Source organism: Kitasatospora hibisci, assembly GCF_043950205.1.
Classification (GTDB): Bacteria; Actinomycetota; Actinomycetes; order Streptomycetales; family Streptomycetaceae; genus Kitasatospora; species Kitasatospora hibisci.
In genome coordinates this window covers 2,440,492-2,459,137 of record NZ_CP171642.1, presented here as the reverse complement: position 1 = coordinate 2,459,137, position 18,646 = coordinate 2,440,492, and the positions used below count along the sequence as shown (strand labels likewise).

Sequence of the window (18,646 nt, the reverse complement as noted above, 5' to 3'; positions counted from 1 at the left end):
CCCAGGCGTGTACGGCCGTGAAGAGTCTACGCATTCACAAGCGGCGCGGTGCTGATGGTCGCAGTCCTGGTGACGGTGATCGTCTAGTGTCGGCGCCGGCCGGTGGGCAGTCAGTGACTGATCTTGAATTGCGTGTCCGTCGGCGAGACTGCCGGGCTGCCCGACGGTCCGCTCAAGACGAGAGAGACGAGCACCCACGTGATGACCGCACCCGTGATTCGCATCGATGCCCCCGGATCCTTCGCCTGGGGCGTGTTCCACGAGCGCCACCCGAAGCTCGTCCAGCAGGTTCTCGATGCACGGCCGTACGGCCCTGCCGAGCGCGCAGCGGTGGAGCGGCTTCTGGCGGACAGCACCACCGGCGTTCTGGAGCCGCCGGCGGAGAGCGACCACGACCACGCCCAGTGGCTGGAGTGGGGCGCGGGCCTGTGGGGCCGACCCTGGAGCGATGTGCCGTTCCTGTGGGCCGAGAGCTACTTCTACCGTCGGCTGCTCGACGCCATCGGCTACTTCCGGCCCGGTGCCTGGCAGGGTGTCGACCCGTTCGCGCCGTTCAAGAGCGCGGAGCTGGCCGGGGCGGCGGTGGACGAGGAGCTGGCCGCTCTGAGCGAACTCGACGGTCTGTCGACCACGCGGAGGGCAGATGCCCTGCTGTCGTCCGCGCTGTGGGGCAACCGGGCGGATCTCAGCTTCCAGATCACCGCCGAGGCCGGCGGGCCGACCGCGTCCGATCTGGTTGCCGACGAGCGTGCGATTCTCTGGTCCGAGCTGGAGCGTACGAGGGGCGGGCGGATCTGCGTCGTCGCGGACAACGCCGGCCGGGAGCTGCTGCCGGACCTGGTGCTGATCGACCACCTCCTGGGCGGCGGCCTGTCCGCTCAAGTCGTCCTGTACGTGAAGCCCCAGCCGTACTTCGTGTCGGACGCGACGATGGCCGACGTCCTCGCCTCGGTCGAACGGCTGCGCACCGCGCCCTCGGAGGTCGCTGCGGCGGTCGGCAGGCGGCTGTGGCACGCGATGAACAGCGGCGCTCTCGTGGTCCGTACGCATCCGTTCTTCTGTGCACCGCTGCCGTACCGCGACATGCCCGCCGACCTCCGGGCCGAGTTCACCGGTACGGCGATGACGATCCTCAAGGGCGACCTCAACTACCGCCGCCTGGTCGGCGATCAGCTCTGGCCGCCGACCACCTCCTTCACCGAGACGGCCGGCCACTTCCCCACGTCCGTCACGGCCCTGCGAACGCTGAAGTCGGACGTGATCGTCGGCGTTGCCATGGACACCGTGACCCACCTCGACAGCACCGGGACGCCGTGACGGACCAGCGGCCGCCACGCCGTCGTCCAGGTCGCCCTCCACCGGTAGCCGGAACGCGCGCAGAGGCTTCGACGATCAGCAGGTGATCGCGGAGGTCGTCAGCGCGGAGTTGCCGCTCAGCTGTCCAGCGGCAGTCGCGCAGTAACGAAGGGTGTTCGATCTGCTCGCGTCGAGCGCCCTGTATGACACGGACGCCCGCAGACTTCTCCTCGCAGCAGCTCAGACCTGGATCTGAGAAGTCATCGGAATGCTCGGGAACGTGCAACAGAGACAACAGGGCCTCCGGGAACCACTCGGAATGGGATCGCAGCCCCGAGCTACCTGGAGGCCCTGCTTTCACGCGCGGAAACCGCCGCGATCACCCGATCGAGACTCCCGTTCGATCGACAGCCTTCGAGGTCGGTACGGGCGGCAACCACTCACGTGCCGGGGTGCTCCGGCAGGGCGAGCCAGTCCGACCAGGAGATCTCGCGGCCGAGGAAGCGCGGCTGCTCGAACGGCCAGTCGGCGGCGATCCACTGCGGCACCAGCGCGTCGAAGGCCTGCTCGATCTTGCTGCCGACCAGCTCGTCCACCACCCACCAGGAGATCTCGCCGTCCGCGCCGGCCCTCTCCGGTGGGTCGATGTAGACACAGCCGAGCAGAGCCGTCTCCGCCGCGTCGAACAGCGCGTAGTTGAAGGACTGGTGTGCGGCGATCTCCTTCTCGTGCCGCAACAGGTCGGCCTGGTCGGCCTCGTAGGTCATGGTGGCCGCGGGCCAGCCCCAGGCCGGGCCGAACATGGCCCACAGGCGCTCGCGCGAACCCATCACAGCCGGATAGTCGAGCGGGGTGTCCGCCTCCCGGATCGGCCGCAGGTGATGGCCACCGCCCGGCAGCGGTACCAGGACGGGGTGGACGAAGTCATCGGGAAGCCAGCTCATGGCACGCGACCGTAGCAGCGCGCGGCCGTCCGCTCCCCTGGACCTCCCCCTGTACCGGCAGGCCCTGCGCTCATGCCGGGCAGGGCCCGCGATCACCCGATCGAGACTCCCGTTCGATCGACAGACTCCATGATCGGTATGGCAACGGCTGCTTGAGAGGACATCTCATCTGGGGGCTTAAAAGCGGGTGCGAGAGTTCCGGTCCGGGTGATACAAGGCCTGCGTGACTGAGCATCTCCACTTCCCCGCTCTGCTGCGGATGATTGACGAGCGGTCCGCCGCGTTCCGCGCCGCCGTCGCCGCGGCCCCCAGCCTCGACGCCGACGTCCCGTCCTGCCCGGGCTGGACGCTGTACGACCTGGCGAACCACCTCAGTGAGGGGGACCGCTTCTGGGCCTACATCGTGCGGAACACCGCGCCGGGCGACGAGCGGCCGAGCAAGGACGGGCTGGCGGCGCCCCGGGAGCGCGAGGCCCTCATAGCCTGGCTGGCCGACTCGACGGAACAGCTGCTCACTGCTCTGCGCGAGGCCGGCCCGGACCGGGGCTGCTGGGCCTGGTGGGAGCCGCTGGCCTCGTTGCACACGGTGGCCGCCGCGGCCCGCCGCCGCGTCCCGGAGTCGCTGATCCACACCTACGACGCTCAGCTGGCCTCCGGCACCCCGCAGGAGCTGCCGACGATCGAGGCGGTCGACGCCATCGAGGAGTTCCTCGCCACCGTCTGCACCGTCACGGTCCCGTGGCCGGGCGAGCCCGCCACCATGGACTACCACGCAGCCGAGGCCGGCTCCTGGCGCCAGACGGTGGACGCCGCCGGTTCCCGCTTCACCCGCCTCACCGCGGCGGAGGCCGCCGAGAGCAAGCCCACCGCCGCCATCTACGGCACGGCGAGTGAGATGGCCCTGCTCATGTACATGCGCATCCCGGCCGGCTCGCTGCGGATGGAGGGCGATGCCGACCTGCTCCAGCGACTGCAGAACTGGGGCTAAGGGCCGAGCGGGTGCAGATGATGGCTGCCGCGATGCCGGCGAAGGCGGCGAAGTGGTCGGCCTTGCGCTCGTAGCGGCGGTGCAGCCGACGGAAGCCGCCGAGCCGGGCGTTAGTGCGCCCGATCACCCAGCGGTGCCGGCCGAGGTGGTTGGAGGTCTCGCTCCCACGGCGGGCGGTGCGGGCTGGATGTCCTCCAAGGGTTCCTGAGCATTTCGCCCCGCCGAGCGTCAGTTCGGCGGGGCGAATGCTGTGAGGTGGGCCGGAGGCCGGCGTAGGAAGTCGGCGGGTCCAACTTCCTACGCCGGGACGGGCTGCTGGGGGCAATCAGTTGGCGTGCTGGTCGAGCTCGCCGGCTTTGATGGCTTGGACGAGCTTGGCGAAGTTGGCGGGGGTGGTGCGGAGGATGGTGTCGGCGTCGTCGGACTCGCGGAGTTCGATCAGGCCGTCAGCGGTGCGCACCTCGACGCAAGCGTTATTGGCACTGGAGTAGCTGGACTTCTGCCACGCGGGACTATCCATTCCTGCCCTCGATCTCCTTCTTGATGGAGAGGATGAACTCGCGTGAGTCCTCCTCGGTGAGAGCCACGGACGCCATGCGAGTCAGGATCTCCCTGTAATTTGCGAGTTGCGTCGGAGCGTCGAGTAGAAGGTGGCCGTAGCTGACGTCCATCTGGATGGTGTCGAGCTCGGGGACCGGGCCTCTTGCATAGGTGAAGTTCTCGCTGGGGCCGGGAAGGGACTCGATCTCGAACGGTACGACGCGAACGGTGATGCTCGGGCTATCGGAGTCCTTGACGAGGGAGCCGAGCTGCTCCGAAAGGACTGTCGGCCCGCTGAACTGCATTCGGAGCGCGGCTTCGTGAATGAAGGCCGAGTATCCGGATTTGCCGGACCGAACGAGGTCCTGCCTCCGCAGACGGAATGCCAGCCTGGTGTCGACTTCATGTTGGGGCAGGGGCGGGATCGCCCGATTGAACACCGAGGTGGCATACGACTTGGTTTGAAGCAGTCCTGGAATGAATGTGATGGTGTACGTGGTGATCCCCTCCGCGTAGCCTTCCAGCTCTGCCACATCGAGGAAGGCTGCGCCCAAGGTTCCCCGGTACTCGTCCCACCAGTTCCTCGTCCGCTCGGCTGCCATCTCGGCCAGGGCGTTGATGAGTGGCTGGTTGGTGCACCCGCAGGCTGCTGCGAAGGTCCGGAGCCGGTCTGAGCTGACGCTGCTCTTCCCGGTCTCCAGCTGGGTTACATGGGCCGCACTCACAGAGAGCGTACGGGCGAGTTCGCTGCCACCGAGGCCGGCTTGTTCTCGCATCCTCCGCAACTCAGCACCCAGGCGGCGCTGACGAAGGGTCGGGTTGTGGCGACCGGGCATGGCGTCCTCTCACGTCTCGTGGGACCAGTCTGCCGCTCTGTCCGTCTGCAGGACCATCTGTCCCCCTGGGGAGGTAACTTCCCCGATCGCTACTTAATTTTAGGTAGTGCTGCGCTATGGTCTACATCACAGCGATCCGACGGATCGTCAGTAATGCCTGTTCCCTTGGCAGTAGGCGCCTGCTGCCCAGTGCGCCGCAGAGCAGCCAGGCGTGTCCGTTCCGGTCCCGCTCCAGCTTGGCTCACGGCGATGTCTCCGCCGGATCTCCTCGCACCCCACCTCGCTCGGAGGTTTCCCATGTGTGCCCTCAACCCGCCTGACTGGTCCGCCGCCCGGGACGAGCTGCGTGACACGCTCACCGCCGCCGGCTGGCCCGACGACCTCATCCACGACGCCGAGCTCGCCCTGCACGAGCTGTACGTCAACGCCTGGCGCCACGGCGGCAGCCCGGCGCCGATGGTCGTCCTCGTCCTCTCCTCCGACCGCACCGTCCGTGTCTCCGTCGCGGACGACAGCCCGGTGCTCCCGGAACCCCGCATCTCCGCCGACCCCTACGCGCTCTCCGGGCGGGGCCTGCACCTCGTCCGCTCGCTCACCCACCGTTTCGGCGCCGCCCCGCGCAAGCGCGGCAAGGGCAAGTGCGTCTGGTTCGAGCTGGACTGCGCCGCGTGAACGTCCTGGTCGGCGCGGCGCTCCTCACCCTGCTCGCGCTCGCCTTCGTCACCGTCGCCCTCGGCGTCGTCACTGCCGTCAGGGTGAACGGCGACGCCCCGAAGCCGATCACCCCCCACGGCCGGTGGGAGCTGCGCCCGCTTCCCGACGGCACCCACGAGTACGCCTGGATCGCCCGGCAGGCCGGTCGCTTCGGTCCCGAGATCCCCAAGCCGCCCACCGCAACCGGCCGGCACCGCATACCGACCTGAGCAGCCAACGCGAAGGCCCCCGCCAGTGGGACGGGGGCCTCGCGACAAGCTCACGCGCGGGGCTACTCCCAGCGGAAGAAGCGGGCCGCGGCCGCGAGTCCGAGCACGGCCCAGGCGCCCAGGATGCCGAGGTCGGCCCACGGCACCCCGGCGCCGGTCTGGAGCACCGAGCGCAGGCCGTCGGAGAGGGCGGCGATGGGCAGCAGCTCCAGGACGGACTGGACGGCCGAGGGGAACTTGCTCAGCGGGACGATCACCCCGCCCGCCAGCAGCAGCAGGATGAAGACCAGGTTCGCCGCGGCCAGCGTGGCCTCGGCCTTCAGCGTGCCGGCCATCAGCAGGCCGAGCCCCGAGAAGGCCGCGGTGCCGAGGACGAGAAGGGCCAGCACGGACAGGACATCGCCCTGCGGGGACCAGCCCAGCGCCAGCGCGATCACCGACAGCAGCGCCACCTGCAGCGCCTCCGTCACCAGCACGCACCCCGTCTTCGCGGTGAGCAGCGCCCAGCGCGGCAGCGGGCTGGCGCCCAGCCGCTTCAGCACCCCGTAACGCCGCTCGAAGCCGGTGGCGATGGCCTGTCCGGTGAAGGCGGTGGACATCACGGCCAGCGCCAGCAGCCCCGGCGCCAGGAAGTCGACCCGCTTGCCGGGGCCGTCCACCGCGACGATGTCCACGGCAGAGAAGAGCACCAGCAGCACGGTCGGGATGACCACGGTCAGCAGCAGCTGCTCACCGTTGCGCAGCAGCATCTTCGTCTCGAACGCCGTCTGGGCGAGCAGCATGCGGCCGACGGGCGCGGCGCCCGGTTTGGGGGAGTAGTCCACAGAGGTCACGAGCGCAGGTCCCGTCCGGTCAGGTCGAGGAAGACGTCTTCGAGGCTGCGGCGCTGCACGGTGAGCCGCTCGGGCAGGATGCCGGAGGCCGCGCACCAGCCGGTGACGGTGGCCAGCAGCTGCGGGTCGACGGGCGCCTCGATGCGGTAGCTGCCGGGGGCCGGTTCGTCGGCGGTGGCGCCCTCGGGCAGCTCCTTGAGCAGCGGGCCGAGGTCGAGACCGGGCGGGCCGTCGAAGCGCAGCGAGGACTCGGCGCCGCCGCGGCAGAGTTCCTCCGTCGTCCCCTCAGCGATCACGCGGCCGCGGTCGACGATCGCGACCCGGTCGGCCAGCTGCTCGGCCTCGTCCATGTGGTGGGTGGTGACGACCACGGTGACGCCGTCCCGGCGCAGGTCGCGGACGAGGTCCCAGGTGGCGCGGCGGGCCTGCGGGTCGAGGCCGGCGGTGGGCTCGTCCAGGAAGACCAGCTCGGGGCGGCCGACCACGGCCATCGCCAGGGCGAGCCGCTGCTGCTGGCCGCCGGAGAGCCGGCGGTAGGTGGTGCGGCCGCAGGAGCCGAGGCCGAGCCGTTCCACCAGCGCGTCCACGTCCAGCGGGTGGGCGTGCAGCTTCGCGGTGTGCCGCAGCATCTCGACGGCGCGGGCGCCCGCGTAGACGCCGCCGGACTGCAGCATCACGCCGATCCGAGGGCGCAGCGCGGCGCTCTGCGCGACCGGGTCGAGACCGAGCACCCGGACGGTGCCGGCGTCGGGGCGGCGGTAGCCCTCGCAGGTCTCGATGGTGGTCGTCTTGCCGGCGCCGTTGGGGCCGAGCACGGCGGTGATGGCGCCGCGGGGGATGGTGAGGTCGAGGCCGTCCACCGCGGTCTTCTCGCCGTAGCGCTTGACCAGCCCGGTGATCTGGACCGCGGGTTCGGAGTGCATACGGGCGAGTCTAAGAGGGTGAACACGGCGCCCCGCGCCGAGGCCACGTCGAGGCGTGGCGGACGCGCGGCGGACGCACGGCCACCCCCGCCCGGCCCGACCCGGAGCTCCGCAGGTCAGCCCGCTGAAGCCCGGGACGGCTCCGGCCCGACCGGGTGGGACGGCGCCCGCCGCGATCGTTCTCGCAGGTCAGGTAAGCCTTACCTGCGTGACAGATGACACGAGTGAGGCCTGCATCACGGCTTGTCTCGCCGGAAGTAATTACGCAACAATCGTGTTGTGAAAAACATGCGCGAGCACGCCCCGCAGCAGGAGGCCGAGTCGGCCCCCGGCTGTGCCGTGCCCGCGACGGCGGCCGAGGTGCTGCTGGACGGCCACCGCGCCACCCGGGACCGGGTCGCCCGGTCGATCCTCGACCACGGTCCCTCCTCCGCCGCCGACCTGGCGAGCCGGCTCGGCCTCACCGCCGCCGCCGTCCGCCGTCACCTGGACGGACTGACCGCCGCCGGCCTGGTCGACGCCCGCGAGCAGCGGGTGTACGGCAGCCGTGGCCGGGGGCGCCCGGCCAAGGTCTTCGCCCTCACCGACGCCGGCCGGGACGCCTTCTACCAGGCGTACGACCAGCTCGCCGCCGACGCGCTGCGCTGGATCTCGGACGCCGTGGGCGGCGGCACGGCCGGCGAGGAGGCCGTCGCCGCCTTCGCCCGGGCCCGGTTCGGGCGGCAGGGCGAGCGCTACCTCGACGCCGTGCGTCGGGCCGAGGCGGGGGAGCGCACCGAGGCGCTCGCCCAGGCCCTGAGCGCCGACGGGTACGCTGCCACGGTGCGGCGGGTCCCGTCGGCCGCGGCGAAAGCCCCGGCGGGCGCCCAGCTCTGCCAGCACCACTGCCCGGTCGCGCACATCGCCGAGCAGTTCCCGCAGCTGTGCGAGGCGGAGACCGAGGTCTTCTCCCAGCTGCTGGGCACCCATGTGCAACGGCTGGCCACCATCGCCCACGGCGACGGGGTCTGCACCACCTATGTGCCGGCACCCGGTGCCGCATCGTCGCCCACCCTGCGTTCCGCGGGCGGTTCCGATGCAGTGCCGACTGCCGGTACGTCCACCGAAGACTCAGCGTCCGCGCGTTAGGAAGCTCGCATGACTGACACCGTTTCGCACCCGGAGCTCGAAGGCCTGGGCACCTACGAGTACGGCTGGGCCGACCCGGACACCGCGGGTGCCGCTGCCAAGCGCGGTCTCAGCGAGGACGTCGTCCGCGACATCTCCGCGAAGAAGAACGAGTCCGAGTGGATGCTGAACCTGCGGCTCAAGGGCCTCAAGCTGTTCGGCAAGAAGCCCATGCCGACCTGGGGCTCCGACCTCTCCGGCATCGACTTCGACAACATCAAGTACTTCGTCCGCTCGACCGAGAAGCAGGCCGAGTCCTGGGAGGACCTGCCCGCGGACATCAAGGCGACGTACGACAAGCTGGGCATCCCGGAGGCGGAGAAGCAGCGCCTGGTCGCCGGTGTCGCCGCGCAGTACGAGTCCGAGGTCGTCTACCACCAGATCCGCGAGGACCTGGAGGAGCAGGGCGTCATCTTCCTGGACACCGACACCGCGCTGCGCGAGCACCCGGAGATCTTCAAGGAGTACTTCGGCACCGTCATCCCGGCCGGCGACAACAAGTTCGCCGCGCTGAACACCGCGGTGTGGTCCGGCGGCTCCTTCATCTACGTGCCGAAGGGTGTCCACGTCGACATCCCGCTGCAGGCCTACTTCCGGATCAACACCGAGAACATGGGCCAGTTCGAGCGGACGCTGATCATCGTCGACGAGGACGCCTACGTCCACTACGTCGAGGGCTGCACCGCGCCGATCTACTCCTCGGACTCGCTGCACTCCGCGGTCGTCGAGATCATCGTCAAGAAGGGCGGCCGCTGCCGCTACACGACGATCCAGAACTGGTCGAACAACGTCTACAACCTGGTCACCAAGCGCGCCGTGGCGTACGAGGGCGCGACCATGGAGTGGATCGACGGCAACATCGGCTCCAAGGTCACCATGAAGTACCCGGCCGTCTACCTGATGGGCGAGCACGCCAAGGGCGAGACCCTGTCGATCGCCTTCGCCGGTGAGGGCCAGCACCAGGACGCCGGCGCCAAGATGGTCCACATGGCGCCGAACACCTCCTCCAACATCGTCTCCAAGTCGGTGGCGCGGGGCGGCGGCCGTACCTCCTACCGCGGTCTGATCGAGATCGGTGAGGGCTCGAAGGGCGCCAAGTCCAACGTGCTCTGCGACGCGCTGCTGGTCGACACCATCTCCCGCTCGGACACCTACCCGTACGTGGACGTCCGCGAGGACGACGTGTCCATGGGCCACGAGGCGACGGTCTCCAAGGTCAGCGAGGACCAGCTCTTCTACCTGATGAGCCGCGGCATGACCGAGTTCGAGGCGATGGCGATGATCGTCCGCGGCTTCGTCGAGCCGATCGCGCGTGAGCTGCCGATGGAGTACGCGCTGGAGCTGAACCGGCTGATCGAGCTGCAGATGGAGGGCTCCGTCGGCTGACGCGAAGCCGCACGCAGTCCTTGTCCGCATTCTTAGGAAGAGAGCACTACGACAGCCATGGCTGACGTCAACACCCCCACCGGCTCCACCACCGCCGGGTCGATCGAGGTCGGTACGGCCGGCGCGGGCGCGCAGCTCGCCGGCCCCGGCACCGGCCGTGCCACCGTCCAGCAGCCGATCGACGCCCGCGTCGCGGTCAAGCCCTCCTACGAGGTCGGCGACTTCCCGGTGCCGACCGGCCGCGAGGAGGACTGGCGGTTCACCCCGCTGCACCGCCTCGGCGGCCTGCACGACGGCAGCGCCGTCGGTGCGGAGAAGGGCGAGGACAAGGTCGAGCTGAGCCTGCCGGACGGCGTCACCGCCGAGACCGTCGGCCGCGACGACGCCCGCCTGGGCAAGGCCGGCAAGCCGGTCGACCGGGTCGCCGCGCAGGCGTTCAGCGCCTTCGAGCAGGCACTGGTCGTCACCGTCCCCAAGGAGACGGTGCTCACCGAGCCGGTCAAGATCGACGTGCACGGCGAGGGCGGCACCCGCTTCGCCCACGTGGTCATCGACGTCAAGCCGTTCGCCGAGGCCGTCGTGGTGCTGAACCACACCGGCACCGGCACCCGCGCCGCCAACGTCGAGCTGCTGCTCGGCGACGGCGCCAAGCTGACCTTCGTCTCGGTCCAGGACTGGGACCGGGACGCGGTGCACGCCGCCCAGCAGACCGCCCTGGTCGGCCGGGACGCCTCGCTGAAGTCCGTGGTCGTCACCTTCGGCGGCGACCTGGTCCGCATCCACCCGCGGGTCACCTACGCGGCGCCCGGCGGCGAGGCCGAGCTGTTCGGCCTCTACTTCGCCGACGCCGGCCAGCACCTGGAGCACCGTCTGGTCATCGACCACGACACCCCGCACTGCCGCTCCAACGTCGTCTACAAGGGCGCGCTGCAGGGTCAGGACGCGCACGCGGTCTGGGTCGGCGACGTGCTGATCCGCGCGGCCGCCGAGGGCACCGACACCTACGAGCACAACCGCAACCTGGTGCTCACCGACGGCGCCCGGGTCGACTCGATCCCCAACCTGGAGATCGAGACCGGCGAGATCGTCGGCGCCGGACACGCCTCCGCCACCGGCCGGTTCGACGACGAGCAGCTGTTCTACCTGCAGGCCCGCGGCATCCCGGCCGACGAGGCCCGCCGCCTGGTGGTGCGCGGCTTCTTCGCCGAGCTGGTCCAGCAGATCGGTGTCGCCGAGATCCAGGACCACCTGATGGAGAAGATCGAGGCCGAGCTGGAAGCGGCGGTCTGAACCCGATGAGTTTTCTCCGCGCCTGCGCGCTCAGTGAGCTGGCCGAGGACGTGCCCAAGCGGGTCGACCTCAACGGCGTTCCGGTGTCCGTCGTCCGCACCGACGAGGGGGTGTTCGCGATCAACGACATCTGCTCGCACGCGAACGTCTCGCTCTCCGAGGGCGAGGTCGAGGACTGCATGATCGAGTGCTGGCTGCACGGCTCCAGCTTCGACCTGCGCACCGGCAAGCCCTCCGGCCTGCCTGCCACCAAGCCGGTCGCTGTCTACCCCGTAAAGATCGAAGGGGACGATGTGCTCGTCTCCGTCAACCAGGAGTCCTGAGTACACATGGCAACCCTTGAAATCCGTGACCTGCACGTCTCCGTCGAGGCGGAGAACGGCCCCCGGGAGATCCTGAAGGGCGTCGACCTGACCGTGAAGCAGGGCGAGACCCACGCCATCATGGGTCCGAACGGCTCCGGCAAGTCCACCCTGGCTTACTCGCTCGCCGGCCACCCCAAGTACACCGTCACCGGCGGCTCGGTGCTGCTGGACGGTGAGGACGTGCTGGAGATGTCGGTCGACGAGCGCGCCCGCGCCGGCGTCTTCCTGGCGATGCAGTACCCGGTCGAGGTCCCCGGCGTCTCGGTCTCCAACTTCCTGCGCACCGCCGCCACCGCGGTCCGCGGCGAGGCCCCCAAGCTGCGCACCTGGGTGAAGGAGGTCAAGGAGGCGATGGCCGCCCTCCAGATGGACCCGGCCTTCGCCGAGCGCAACGTCAACGAGGGCTTCTCCGGCGGTGAGAAGAAGCGCCACGAGATCCTCCAGCTGGAGCTGCTCAAGCCGAAGATCGCGATCCTCGACGAGACCGACTCCGGCCTGGACGTCGACGCGCTGCGCATCGTGTCCGAGGGCATCAACCGGGTCCGCGAGACCGGTGAGGTCGGCACCCTGCTGGTGACCCACTACACCCGCATCCTGCGCTACATCAAGCCCGACCACGTCCACGTCTTCGCGGGCGGCCGCATCGTCGAGTCCGGCGGTGCCGAGCTGGCCGACAAGCTGGAGGAGGAGGGCTACGAGGCCTACGTGAAGGGGGGCGCTTCCGAGTGACCCGTGCTCACGAGTCGGCGGCTCTGAAGGGCCTGCTCGACACCGACGCGATCCGCAAGGACTTCCCCGTCCTGCAGCGGCTGCTGCACGAGGAGAAGCCGCTCGTCTACCTGGACAACGCGGCCACCTCGCAGAAGCCGCGCCAGGTGCTGGACGCACTGACCGCCTACTACGAGCGGCACAACGCCAACGTCCACCGCGGCGTGCACGTGCTGGCCGAGGAGGCCACGGCGCTGTACGAGGGCGCCCGTGACAAGGTCGCGGCGTTCATCAACGCGCCCAGCCGCAACGAGGTGATCTTCACCAAGAACGCCTCGGAGTCGCTGAACCTGGTCGCCAACATGCTCGGCTGGGCCGACGAGCCCTACCGGGTGGACCAGGACTCCGAGATCGTCATCACGGAGATGGAGCACCACTCCAACATCGTGCCGTGGCAGCTGCTCTCGCAGCGCACCGGCGCGAAGCTGAAGTGGTTCGGGCTGACCGACGAGGGCCGGCTCGACCTCTCCACCATCGACGAGCTGATCACCGAGAAGACCAAGGTGGTCTCCTTCACCCTGGTCTCCAACCTGCTCGGCACCGTCAACCCGGTCGAGACGATCGTGCGCAAGGCCCAGTCGGTCGGCGCGCTGGTCTTGATCGACGCCTCGCAGGCCGCGCCGCACATGGTGCTGGACGTGCAGGCGCTGGAGGCCGACTTCGTCGCCTTCACCGGCCACAAGATGCTGGCCCCGACCGGCATCGGCGTCCTCTGGGGCCGCCAGGAGCTGCTGGAGGACCTCCCGCCGTTCCTCGGCGGCGGGGAGATGATCGAGACCGTCACCATGGGCTCGTCCACCTACGCCCCCGCGCCGCACAAGTTCGAGGCCGGCACCCCGCCGATCGCCCAGGCGGTCGGGCTGGGCGCGGCCGTCGACTACCTGTCCGGCATCGGCATGGAGAAGATCGCCGCCCACGAGCACGCGATCACCGCGTACGCGGTCGAGCGCCTGCTGGAGGTCCCGGACCTGCGGATCATCGGCCCGCGCACGGCCGTGGACCGCGGTGCCGCGATCTCGTTCACGCTGGGCGACATCCACCCGCACGACGTCGGTCAGGTGCTGGACGAGCAGGGCATCGCCGTCCGGGTCGGCCACCACTGCGCGCGGCCGGTCTGCCTGCGGTACGGAATTCCGGCGACCACGCGGGCGTCGTTCTATCTGTACTCGACGCCGGGCGAGGTCGACGCCCTGATCGCCGGCCTGCACCACGTCCGGAACTTCTTCGGCTGACGGGACGGGGCACAGCGATCATGAAGCTCGACTCGATGTACCAGGACATCATCCTGGACCACTACCGCAACCCCCACGGCAAGGGGCTGCGGGACGGCGACGCCGAGGTGCACCACGTCAACCCGACCTGCGGCGACGAGATCACCTTGCGGGTGAAGCTCGACGGCGCCAAGGTCGCGGACGTCTCGTACGAGTCGCAGGGGTGTTCCATCAGCCAGGCCAGCGCGTCGGTGCTGAACGACCTGGTGGTCGGCAAGACCGTGGGCGAGGCGCAGACCGTCCAGGAGGCCTTCCTGGAGCTGATGCAGAGCAAGGGCCAGGGCGAGGGCGACGAGGAGGTGCTGGAGGACGCGATCGCGTTCGCCGGCGTCTCCAAGTACCCGGCCCGGGTCAAGTGCGCCCTGCTGAGCTGGATGGCCTGGAAGGACGCCACCGCCCAGGCGCTGGCCGCACGGCCCGCCGTCAACGACTGAAGCAGAAGAGGAGGACAGACCATGAGTGACACCGAGACGCCCGCCCCTTCCGCCGAAGAGGCGCCGCTGGGCATCGTCGGCACCACCGCCGGCACCGTCTCCGTCGAGGACCTGACCGAGGCCCTGATGGACGTCGTCGACCCCGAGCTGGGGATCGACGTCGTCAACCTGGGCCTGATCTACGGGATCCACATCGACGAGTCGGACGTGGCCACCATCGACATGACGCTCACCTCGGCGGCCTGCCCGCTGACCGACGTCATCGAGGACCAGGCCAAGACCGCCACCGACGGCCTCGTCCAGGACCTGCGCATCAACTGGGTCTGGATGCCGCCGTGGGGCCCGGACAAGATCACCGACGACGGCCGCGAGCAGCTCCGCGCCCTCGGCTTCAACGTCTGACGGTCGGGCTTTCCGTCAACTCACTGCCGCGCAAACCTCCCTTTCGAGGGAAAGGTTTGTGCGGCAGTGGTATATCTGCGACCAGGCGGCCAGGCTGGTGCCGCGACGTCGGAGAGAGCGATGTCATGTCGGTAGTTGCGTTCGCGCAGTTGCTTCTGCCTGACTCGCCGTATGCCATGGAGGTCCGGGGTGAACTCGACGAGTACCTCCGGCTCCCGGACGACGGCACGCGGGTTGAGGTGATCGGAGGGGAGATCGTCGTGTCACCAGCGCCGGTCTATGCCCATGGAGGGATCCTCTCGGACGTTCGGCGAGGCTTTGAGCGGGCTTGGTTTCTCGATGCCGCCTTCCCGTGGCGGGCTGTGCAGACCATCAACCTGGATCTGGTCGAGATCGGTGACGGCTACATCCCCGACATGGTGGTCGTGCACAGGGACGTCGATGCCGACAAGCGGGCGGAGGATCCACTCCATCTCCACCCGCTCGACCTTGAGCTGGTGGTCGAGGTCACCTCGTCGTCCGATGCGCGCCACGATCGGCGGCCCGTGTTCGGCCGACAGATCAAGCCCACCGAGTGGAGCGGATACGCGCGGACAGGGGTTCCGCACTACCTGCTGATCGATCGCGATCCGCGACAGCCGGGGATCACCCTGTCCGGCGAGCCGGACAAGGCCGAGGGGACGTACGAGGTCCTGGGCGAGTGGAAGTTCGGCGAGGCCGTCCGGTTGCCCGAGCCCTTCGGTGTCGAGGTCGGGACGGATGCCTGGAAGCCCTGGACCGTGTAGGGCCCTCACACAACGCCGCCGCCCGGGACGGAGATCCGTCCCGGGCGGCGGCGTTGGTGCGTGGAGGTCAGGCGTGCTTCGGGCGCCTGGCGACGGCGAGGGCCAGGCCCGCGCAGGCGAGGGCGGCGAGGGTGGCGAAGCCGCTGACGGCGGGGAGGAGGCCGTAGCGCTGGGTGAGGGCGCCGACGGCGATGATGGGCGCGGAGCTGCCCAGGTAGACGATGATCCACAGGGAGCTCAGCTCCGAGCCCCGCCGCTCCGGGTTCATCGCGGCGACGGCGGTGGTGAAGAGCGAGCGGAAGGCGATGCCCTGGCAGATGCCGCCGAGGACGCTGCCGATGAACAGCAGCGCCGGGGTGCCGGTGTACTGGGCGGTGACGACCAGGCCGAGGCCGGTCGCCAGGCCGGTCATGCCGAGGGCGATGACCAGGCGGTCCGCCGTCGGCGGGACGAGCAGCTGGGCCACGGCGGAGGAGCCGAGCAGCAGCGCGGCCACGATCGCCCCGGTCAGGTGCGAGGAGGTGTGCAGCAGCCGGGCGGAGAAGGCCGGGGCGAGGGCCAGGTAGACGCCGAAGACGCCGTAGGAGACGAACCCGGCGCCGGCGGCGAGCAGGAACTCACGGCGGCCGGCGGTCGGCAGGGCGAGGCGCTGCGGGCGCAGGTGGGCCGGGGTGGTGATCCGCGGCGGGGAGGCCGGCGGGCGGTTGCGGCCGGGCATCCGCGGGTGCACCACGGCGAGCGGCACGCAGAGCGCCAGCAGGCCGACGGCGTGCAGCAGGAACGGCGTCAGCAGCGGGTCGGACCCGCCGGACAACAGCGCGCCGACGATCGGGCCGATCGCGACGCCGCCCGCTGAGCAGGCCAGCGTCAGCTTGGCGGCCAGGGTGGGGCGGTCCGGCAGCAGGTCGCCGAGGGCGGCGCCGGCGGCACCGGTGGACACGCCCACCGCGATGCCCTGGACGGCACGGCCGGCGGCGAGCTGCCAGAAGCCGCCGGCGGTGGCGAACACGACGTCGCCGGCGGCGGCCAGTGCCACGGCGGGCAGGATCAGGGCGCGCCGGCCGAGGTGGTCGGACCAGTGGCCGACCACGGCGAGGACGGGGACCAGCGCGAACACGTAGACCGTGAAGAGGATCGTGGTGTCGAGCGGGGTCAGGGAGAGGCGCTGCTGGAGGAGCGGGTAGATCGGCGTCGCCAGATTGGCACCGATCAGCATCAGCAGCAGCGCGGTCGACACCAGGCCGACGCGGACGCCGCGCAGCGCGTTCCAACGGCTGATCGCGGCGAGCTGGAGCTGGGCGCGCGGCGCGAGCTCCATGGGAAGCAGGGCCTCCGACAGTCGGCGTCCGTCGAGCTGCGCGGTGCGCAGGCCGGGGCCGGCGGGGGAGAGGTCCGCCATGTAAGGGATCTCCTGAGGCAGGGCACCACCGGGTCGGCGGGGTGTGCCGGCGCACCCGTCCGGAGGCGCTGTGGTGGTGGCCGCGGTGCGGGGCTCCCTGGTGGAGCGGATGAGCTGAGGGGTGGGCGTCGTTGCCCGGTGGTCCGCGCGGGGTGGGCACGGCACCGTTCGAAGGATAAGGGGTGGGCGCACGGTTGCGGCGCGCGCCCCTGGAGGCCGGGCGCCGGAGGTGCCCGGCCTATACGCTGAGGTGGTGGACCGGCACACGGAGCTGATATCCGGGGTGTCGATCGGCTGACCGCTCGGTGTAGGGAGAACGCACAACGATGGCCGGACGACGTCGGAAGAACGCTGGGGCCTCGTCGGAGGGCGCGCCGGACGAGGGGGCGGCCGGGGCGGTGCTACCGGCGGATCTGGAGCTGCAGGACCTCTACGGGGCGTTCGCCGCGCACGGGCTGGACGACGAGGACCTGGACGACGCGGCCGTGCTGGTGCCGCCGGTCAAGCTGCCGTCCGAGACGGAGCTGACCGCCCAGGCGAAGGCCGTGCCGATGTTCGGGTACGCGCTGAAGCTGGCCCGCTGGACGGCCCCGCACCGGCCGGTGGACGAGCACGGCGACCTCACCGGCCCGGACCGGGCGCCCGCCGCCCGGCTGCTCGGCCTCGCCCCGGAGCAGGGCGACGCGCCCGAGGAGGCGGTGGTCGAGGCGATGCGGGCCTGGTCGCTGGCGTGCGACCTGGACCTGATCGAGATCGGCACCACCGCGGCCGGCGAGCACGTGGCCGTCCCGGGGCCGGACCTGGAGCCGGCCGAGGAGGGGGACCCGGAGACCGTTCTGGAGCTCTGGCTGACCGCCGCCGGGATCGTCCGTGAGCTGGCCGTGGAGGCGGACTCGCTGCCCGAGGGCGAGGAAGTCGGCGCGGCGGCCGAGCCGGGTGCCGAGACCGAGGAGGACGAGGACCGGCTGGCGCGGGTCGAGGACGCCAGGGACGAGGCCGCCGAACTGCTCGACGAGGCGCTGCAGGTGCTGTACGAGACCACCGCGTTCGCCGAGCCGGGCACCGAGACCGTGCCGCTCGGCGTGCTGGCCGCGCTGCTGGTGGTGCCGGAGGGGGAGGAGCCGAGCGAGGAGCTGCTCGGCGACATCACCGATGTGATGGTCGCCCTGGACCCGATGCTGGGCGATCTCGCCGAGCTGGGCGTGCTGGACTACCGCCCGATCGACCCGGAGCTCTTCGACGAGGAGGAGGCCGAGGAGGGCGGGGAGCCGGTGCTCCCCGCGGTCGGCGAGGAGCCGCTGGACGAGGAGGAGTCGGCCCGCTTCGGACTGGTCCGGCTGACCCCGCTCGGCCAGTACGGCATCCGGAAGTGGCTGCTGGAGGACGGCTACGACGCCCCGCTGGTCGGCGACCTGGCCCAGGGCGGCGCGGTCGAGCTGCTGCGTGGTGTCTGCGAGGCCTCCAACGTCCTGCCGGACGAGGAACTGAAGGTCTGGGTCACCGGCCGGGAGCCGGTGGTGGCGGCGCGCGAGCTGCTGGCCGCGGCGCGCGGCAGCGACGCGTACGCCCCGATGCGGCGGATGCTCTGCCAGCTCGCGCTGACCATGCTGGGCGAGGGCGCCGAGCCCGCCGCCCGGGAGGTGCTGGACGACCCGGAGCTGGGCGGGGGCGCGCGGGCCTGGCTGGTCGGCCGCGGGGCGGCCGACGTGCCGGCGCCGGAGCGGGCGATGGCGCTGTGGACCGTGGTGGACACCTTCGCCGCCCAGCTGCTCGACACGGGCGGCGATGCGGAGGTGCTGCGCGAGCTGATCGCCGAGCTGCCGGTGACGGACAACCCGGCGAGCTACTTCGGCGAACTCTGGCGGGTCGACCACCCCTACACGGCGGACGTGCTGGAGGTGGTGGGCGAGCTGCACCTGGACCGGGCGGTGGCCAAGGAGGCCCGCAAGGCCGCCTTCAAGGCGCGCTCCAAGGGCTGACGCCGGGATCCCTCCCCTGCCCCGCCCCCGTGGGAGTCCTCGTGCCCTGCGGGGGCGCCGGGGCTCACGGCGGGAGGGTCGTGCGGCGGGCCGTGTTCACGGCGGCCGGGCTCGTGT

At 70.6% G+C, this 18,646-nt stretch carries 20 protein-coding genes and 1 pseudogene; 14 read left to right on the top strand and 7 right to left on the bottom strand.

Annotation, left to right across the window (positions count from 1 at the left end; translation table 11 throughout):
• Nucleotides 1-132 precede the first annotated feature (132 nt).
• Nucleotides 133-1,317 carry a damage-control phosphatase ARMT1 family protein gene (locus ACF9IK_RS10515; protein WP_395293967.1) on the top strand — a complete coding sequence of 395 codons (1,185 nt, stop codon included), beginning with the start codon at nt 133-135 and terminating at the stop codon, nt 1,315-1,317.
• 419 nt (nt 1,318-1,736) lie between these two features.
• Here ACF9IK_RS10515 and ACF9IK_RS10510 read toward each other — a convergent pair whose 3' ends face one another.
• On the bottom strand, nt 1,737-2,240 hold the full coding sequence (locus tag ACF9IK_RS10510; RefSeq protein ID WP_395293966.1) for an N-acetyltransferase: 504 nt from the start codon (nt 2,238-2,240) through the stop codon (nt 1,737-1,739).
• A gap of 223 nt (nt 2,241-2,463) precedes the next feature.
• On the opposite strand from ACF9IK_RS10510, the gene ACF9IK_RS10505 reads away from it, so the two are divergent.
• Nucleotides 2,464-3,228, top strand: coding sequence for a maleylpyruvate isomerase family mycothiol-dependent enzyme (locus ACF9IK_RS10505; RefSeq protein ID WP_395293965.1), 765 nt, complete (start codon nt 2,464-2,466; stop codon nt 3,226-3,228).
• 7 nt (nt 3,229-3,235) lie between these two features.
• On the opposite strand, the pseudogene ACF9IK_RS10500 reads toward ACF9IK_RS10505, so the two are convergent.
• The 3 genes and pseudogenes from ACF9IK_RS10500 to ACF9IK_RS10490 form a co-directional block, all read right to left on the bottom strand.
• A pseudogene (locus ACF9IK_RS10500) lies at nt 3,236-3,409 on the bottom strand (IS5/IS1182 family transposase); the annotation flags it as partial.
• A 144-nt stretch (nt 3,410-3,553) separates the two neighbouring features.
• On the bottom strand, nt 3,554-3,748 hold the full coding sequence (locus ACF9IK_RS10495) for a DUF397 domain-containing protein (RefSeq protein WP_395293964.1): 195 nt from the start codon (nt 3,746-3,748) through the stop codon (nt 3,554-3,556).
• Nucleotides 3,741-4,604: a helix-turn-helix domain-containing protein gene (locus ACF9IK_RS10490; RefSeq protein ID WP_395293963.1), complete on the bottom strand. Its 864-nt coding sequence runs from the start codon at nt 4,602-4,604 to the stop codon at nt 3,741-3,743. Before ACF9IK_RS10490 ends, ACF9IK_RS10495 begins: the two co-directional genes overlap by 8 nt.
• 297 nt (nt 4,605-4,901) lie before the next feature.
• Between ACF9IK_RS10490 and ACF9IK_RS10485 the strand changes: the two genes are divergently transcribed.
• Both ACF9IK_RS10485 and ACF9IK_RS10480 read left to right on the top strand, forming a co-directional pair.
• Entirely contained in the window at nt 4,902-5,276 is a 375-nt protein-coding gene (locus ACF9IK_RS10485; protein ID WP_395293962.1) for an ATP-binding protein, read from the top strand.
• Entirely contained in the window at nt 5,273-5,527 is a 255-nt protein-coding gene (locus ACF9IK_RS10480) for a hypothetical protein (RefSeq protein WP_395293961.1), read from the top strand. Before ACF9IK_RS10485 ends, ACF9IK_RS10480 begins: the two co-directional genes overlap by 4 nt.
• 62 nt (nt 5,528-5,589) lie before the next feature.
• Here ACF9IK_RS10480 and ACF9IK_RS10475 read toward each other — a convergent pair whose 3' ends face one another.
• Together ACF9IK_RS10475 and ACF9IK_RS10470 are read right to left on the bottom strand one after the other, a co-directional pair.
• Entirely contained in the window at nt 5,590-6,309 is a 720-nt protein-coding gene (locus tag ACF9IK_RS10475; RefSeq protein WP_380234801.1) for an ABC transporter permease, read from the bottom strand.
• Nucleotides 6,310-6,356: 47 nt separating this feature from the next.
• Nucleotides 6,357-7,283, bottom strand: coding sequence for an ABC transporter ATP-binding protein (locus ACF9IK_RS10470; protein WP_395293960.1), 927 nt, complete (start codon nt 7,281-7,283; stop codon nt 6,357-6,359).
• Nucleotides 7,284-7,571: 288 nt separating this feature from the next.
• Between ACF9IK_RS10470 and ACF9IK_RS10465 the strand changes: the two genes are divergently transcribed.
• The 9 genes from ACF9IK_RS10465 to ACF9IK_RS10425 all read left to right on the top strand — a co-directional run bounded on the left by ACF9IK_RS10465 (nt 7,572) and on the right by ACF9IK_RS10425 (nt 15,151).
• Nucleotides 7,572-8,411 (top strand): helix-turn-helix transcriptional regulator, encoded by an 840-nt coding sequence (locus tag ACF9IK_RS10465; RefSeq protein ID WP_395293959.1) that lies wholly within the window; start codon nt 7,572-7,574, stop codon nt 8,409-8,411.
• Nucleotides 8,412-8,420: 9 nt separating this feature from the next.
• Nucleotides 8,421-9,836, top strand: a complete 1,416-nt coding sequence (gene sufB / locus ACF9IK_RS10460) for a Fe-S cluster assembly protein SufB (protein WP_313765939.1) — start codon at nt 8,421-8,423, stop codon at nt 9,834-9,836.
• A 57-nt stretch (nt 9,837-9,893) separates the two neighbouring features.
• Entirely contained in the window at nt 9,894-11,126 is a 1,233-nt protein-coding gene (sufD, locus tag ACF9IK_RS10455; protein ID WP_395293958.1) for a Fe-S cluster assembly protein SufD, read from the top strand.
• 5 nt (nt 11,127-11,131) lie between these two features.
• On the top strand, nt 11,132-11,449 hold the full coding sequence (locus tag ACF9IK_RS10450; RefSeq protein WP_313765941.1) for a bifunctional 3-phenylpropionate/cinnamic acid dioxygenase ferredoxin subunit: 318 nt from the start codon (nt 11,132-11,134) through the stop codon (nt 11,447-11,449).
• A 6-nt stretch (nt 11,450-11,455) separates the two neighbouring features.
• Nucleotides 11,456-12,220 (top strand): Fe-S cluster assembly ATPase SufC, encoded by a 765-nt coding sequence (gene sufC / locus ACF9IK_RS10445; RefSeq protein WP_238863128.1) that lies wholly within the window; start codon nt 11,456-11,458, stop codon nt 12,218-12,220.
• Nucleotides 12,221-12,243: 23 nt separating this feature from the next.
• On the top strand, nt 12,244-13,491 hold the full coding sequence (locus ACF9IK_RS10440; RefSeq protein WP_395298534.1) for a cysteine desulfurase: 1,248 nt from the start codon (nt 12,244-12,246) through the stop codon (nt 13,489-13,491).
• 20 nt (nt 13,492-13,511) lie between these two features.
• Nucleotides 13,512-13,964, top strand: coding sequence for a Fe-S cluster assembly sulfur transfer protein SufU (gene sufU, locus ACF9IK_RS10435; RefSeq protein WP_313765944.1), 453 nt, complete (start codon nt 13,512-13,514; stop codon nt 13,962-13,964).
• Nucleotides 13,965-13,985: 21 nt separating this feature from the next.
• Nucleotides 13,986-14,366 carry a metal-sulfur cluster assembly factor gene (locus ACF9IK_RS10430; protein ID WP_255752591.1) on the top strand — a complete coding sequence of 127 codons (381 nt, stop codon included), beginning with the start codon at nt 13,986-13,988 and terminating at the stop codon, nt 14,364-14,366.
• 125 nt (nt 14,367-14,491) lie between these two features.
• Entirely contained in the window at nt 14,492-15,151 is a 660-nt protein-coding gene (locus ACF9IK_RS10425) for a Uma2 family endonuclease (protein WP_395293957.1), read from the top strand.
• Nucleotides 15,152-15,218: 67 nt separating this feature from the next.
• Here ACF9IK_RS10425 and ACF9IK_RS10420 read toward each other — a convergent pair whose 3' ends face one another.
• Nucleotides 15,219-16,550, bottom strand: coding sequence for an MFS transporter (locus ACF9IK_RS10420; protein WP_395293956.1), 1,332 nt, complete (start codon nt 16,548-16,550; stop codon nt 15,219-15,221).
• 326 nt (nt 16,551-16,876) lie between these two features.
• On the opposite strand from ACF9IK_RS10420, the gene ACF9IK_RS10415 reads away from it, so the two are divergent.
• Nucleotides 16,877-18,529 (top strand): hypothetical protein, encoded by a 1,653-nt coding sequence (locus tag ACF9IK_RS10415; protein WP_395293955.1) that lies wholly within the window; start codon nt 16,877-16,879, stop codon nt 18,527-18,529.
• The last annotated feature ends 117 nt before the right edge of the window (nt 18,530-18,646 follow it).

Coding starts and splice junctions, on each gene's coding strand:
- ACF9IK_RS10510 (WP_395293966.1), bottom strand. CDS start 2,240: ATGAGCTGGCTTCCCGATGACTTCGTCCACCCCGTCCTGGTACCGCTG.
- ACF9IK_RS10495 (WP_395293964.1), bottom strand. CDS start 3,748: ATGGATAGTCCCGCGTGGCAGAAGTCCAGCTACTCCAGTGCCAATAAC.
- ACF9IK_RS10490 (WP_395293963.1), bottom strand. CDS start 4,604: ATGCCCGGTCGCCACAACCCGACCCTTCGTCAGCGCCGCCTGGGTGCT.
- ACF9IK_RS10485 (WP_395293962.1), top strand. CDS start 4,902: ATGTGTGCCCTCAACCCGCCTGACTGGTCCGCCGCCCGGGACGAGCTG.
- ACF9IK_RS10475 (WP_380234801.1), bottom strand. CDS start 6,309: ATGCTGCTCGCCCAGACGGCGTTCGAGACGAAGATGCTGCTGCGCAAC.
- ACF9IK_RS10470 (WP_395293960.1), bottom strand. CDS start 7,283: ATGCACTCCGAACCCGCGGTCCAGATCACCGGGCTGGTCAAGCGCTAC.
- ACF9IK_RS10465 (WP_395293959.1), top strand. CDS start 7,572: ATGCGCGAGCACGCCCCGCAGCAGGAGGCCGAGTCGGCCCCCGGCTGT.
- sufB (WP_313765939.1), top strand. CDS start 8,421: ATGACTGACACCGTTTCGCACCCGGAGCTCGAAGGCCTGGGCACCTAC.
- sufD (WP_395293958.1), top strand. CDS start 9,894: ATGGCTGACGTCAACACCCCCACCGGCTCCACCACCGCCGGGTCGATC.
- ACF9IK_RS10450 (WP_313765941.1), top strand. CDS start 11,132: ATGAGTTTTCTCCGCGCCTGCGCGCTCAGTGAGCTGGCCGAGGACGTG.
- sufC (WP_238863128.1), top strand. CDS start 11,456: ATGGCAACCCTTGAAATCCGTGACCTGCACGTCTCCGTCGAGGCGGAG.
- sufU (WP_313765944.1), top strand. CDS start 13,512: ATGAAGCTCGACTCGATGTACCAGGACATCATCCTGGACCACTACCGC.
- ACF9IK_RS10430 (WP_255752591.1), top strand. CDS start 13,986: ATGAGTGACACCGAGACGCCCGCCCCTTCCGCCGAAGAGGCGCCGCTG.
- ACF9IK_RS10425 (WP_395293957.1), top strand. CDS start 14,492: ATGTCGGTAGTTGCGTTCGCGCAGTTGCTTCTGCCTGACTCGCCGTAT.
- ACF9IK_RS10420 (WP_395293956.1), bottom strand. CDS start 16,550: ATGGCGGACCTCTCCCCCGCCGGCCCCGGCCTGCGCACCGCGCAGCTC.
- ACF9IK_RS10415 (WP_395293955.1), top strand. CDS start 16,877: ATGGCCGGACGACGTCGGAAGAACGCTGGGGCCTCGTCGGAGGGCGCG.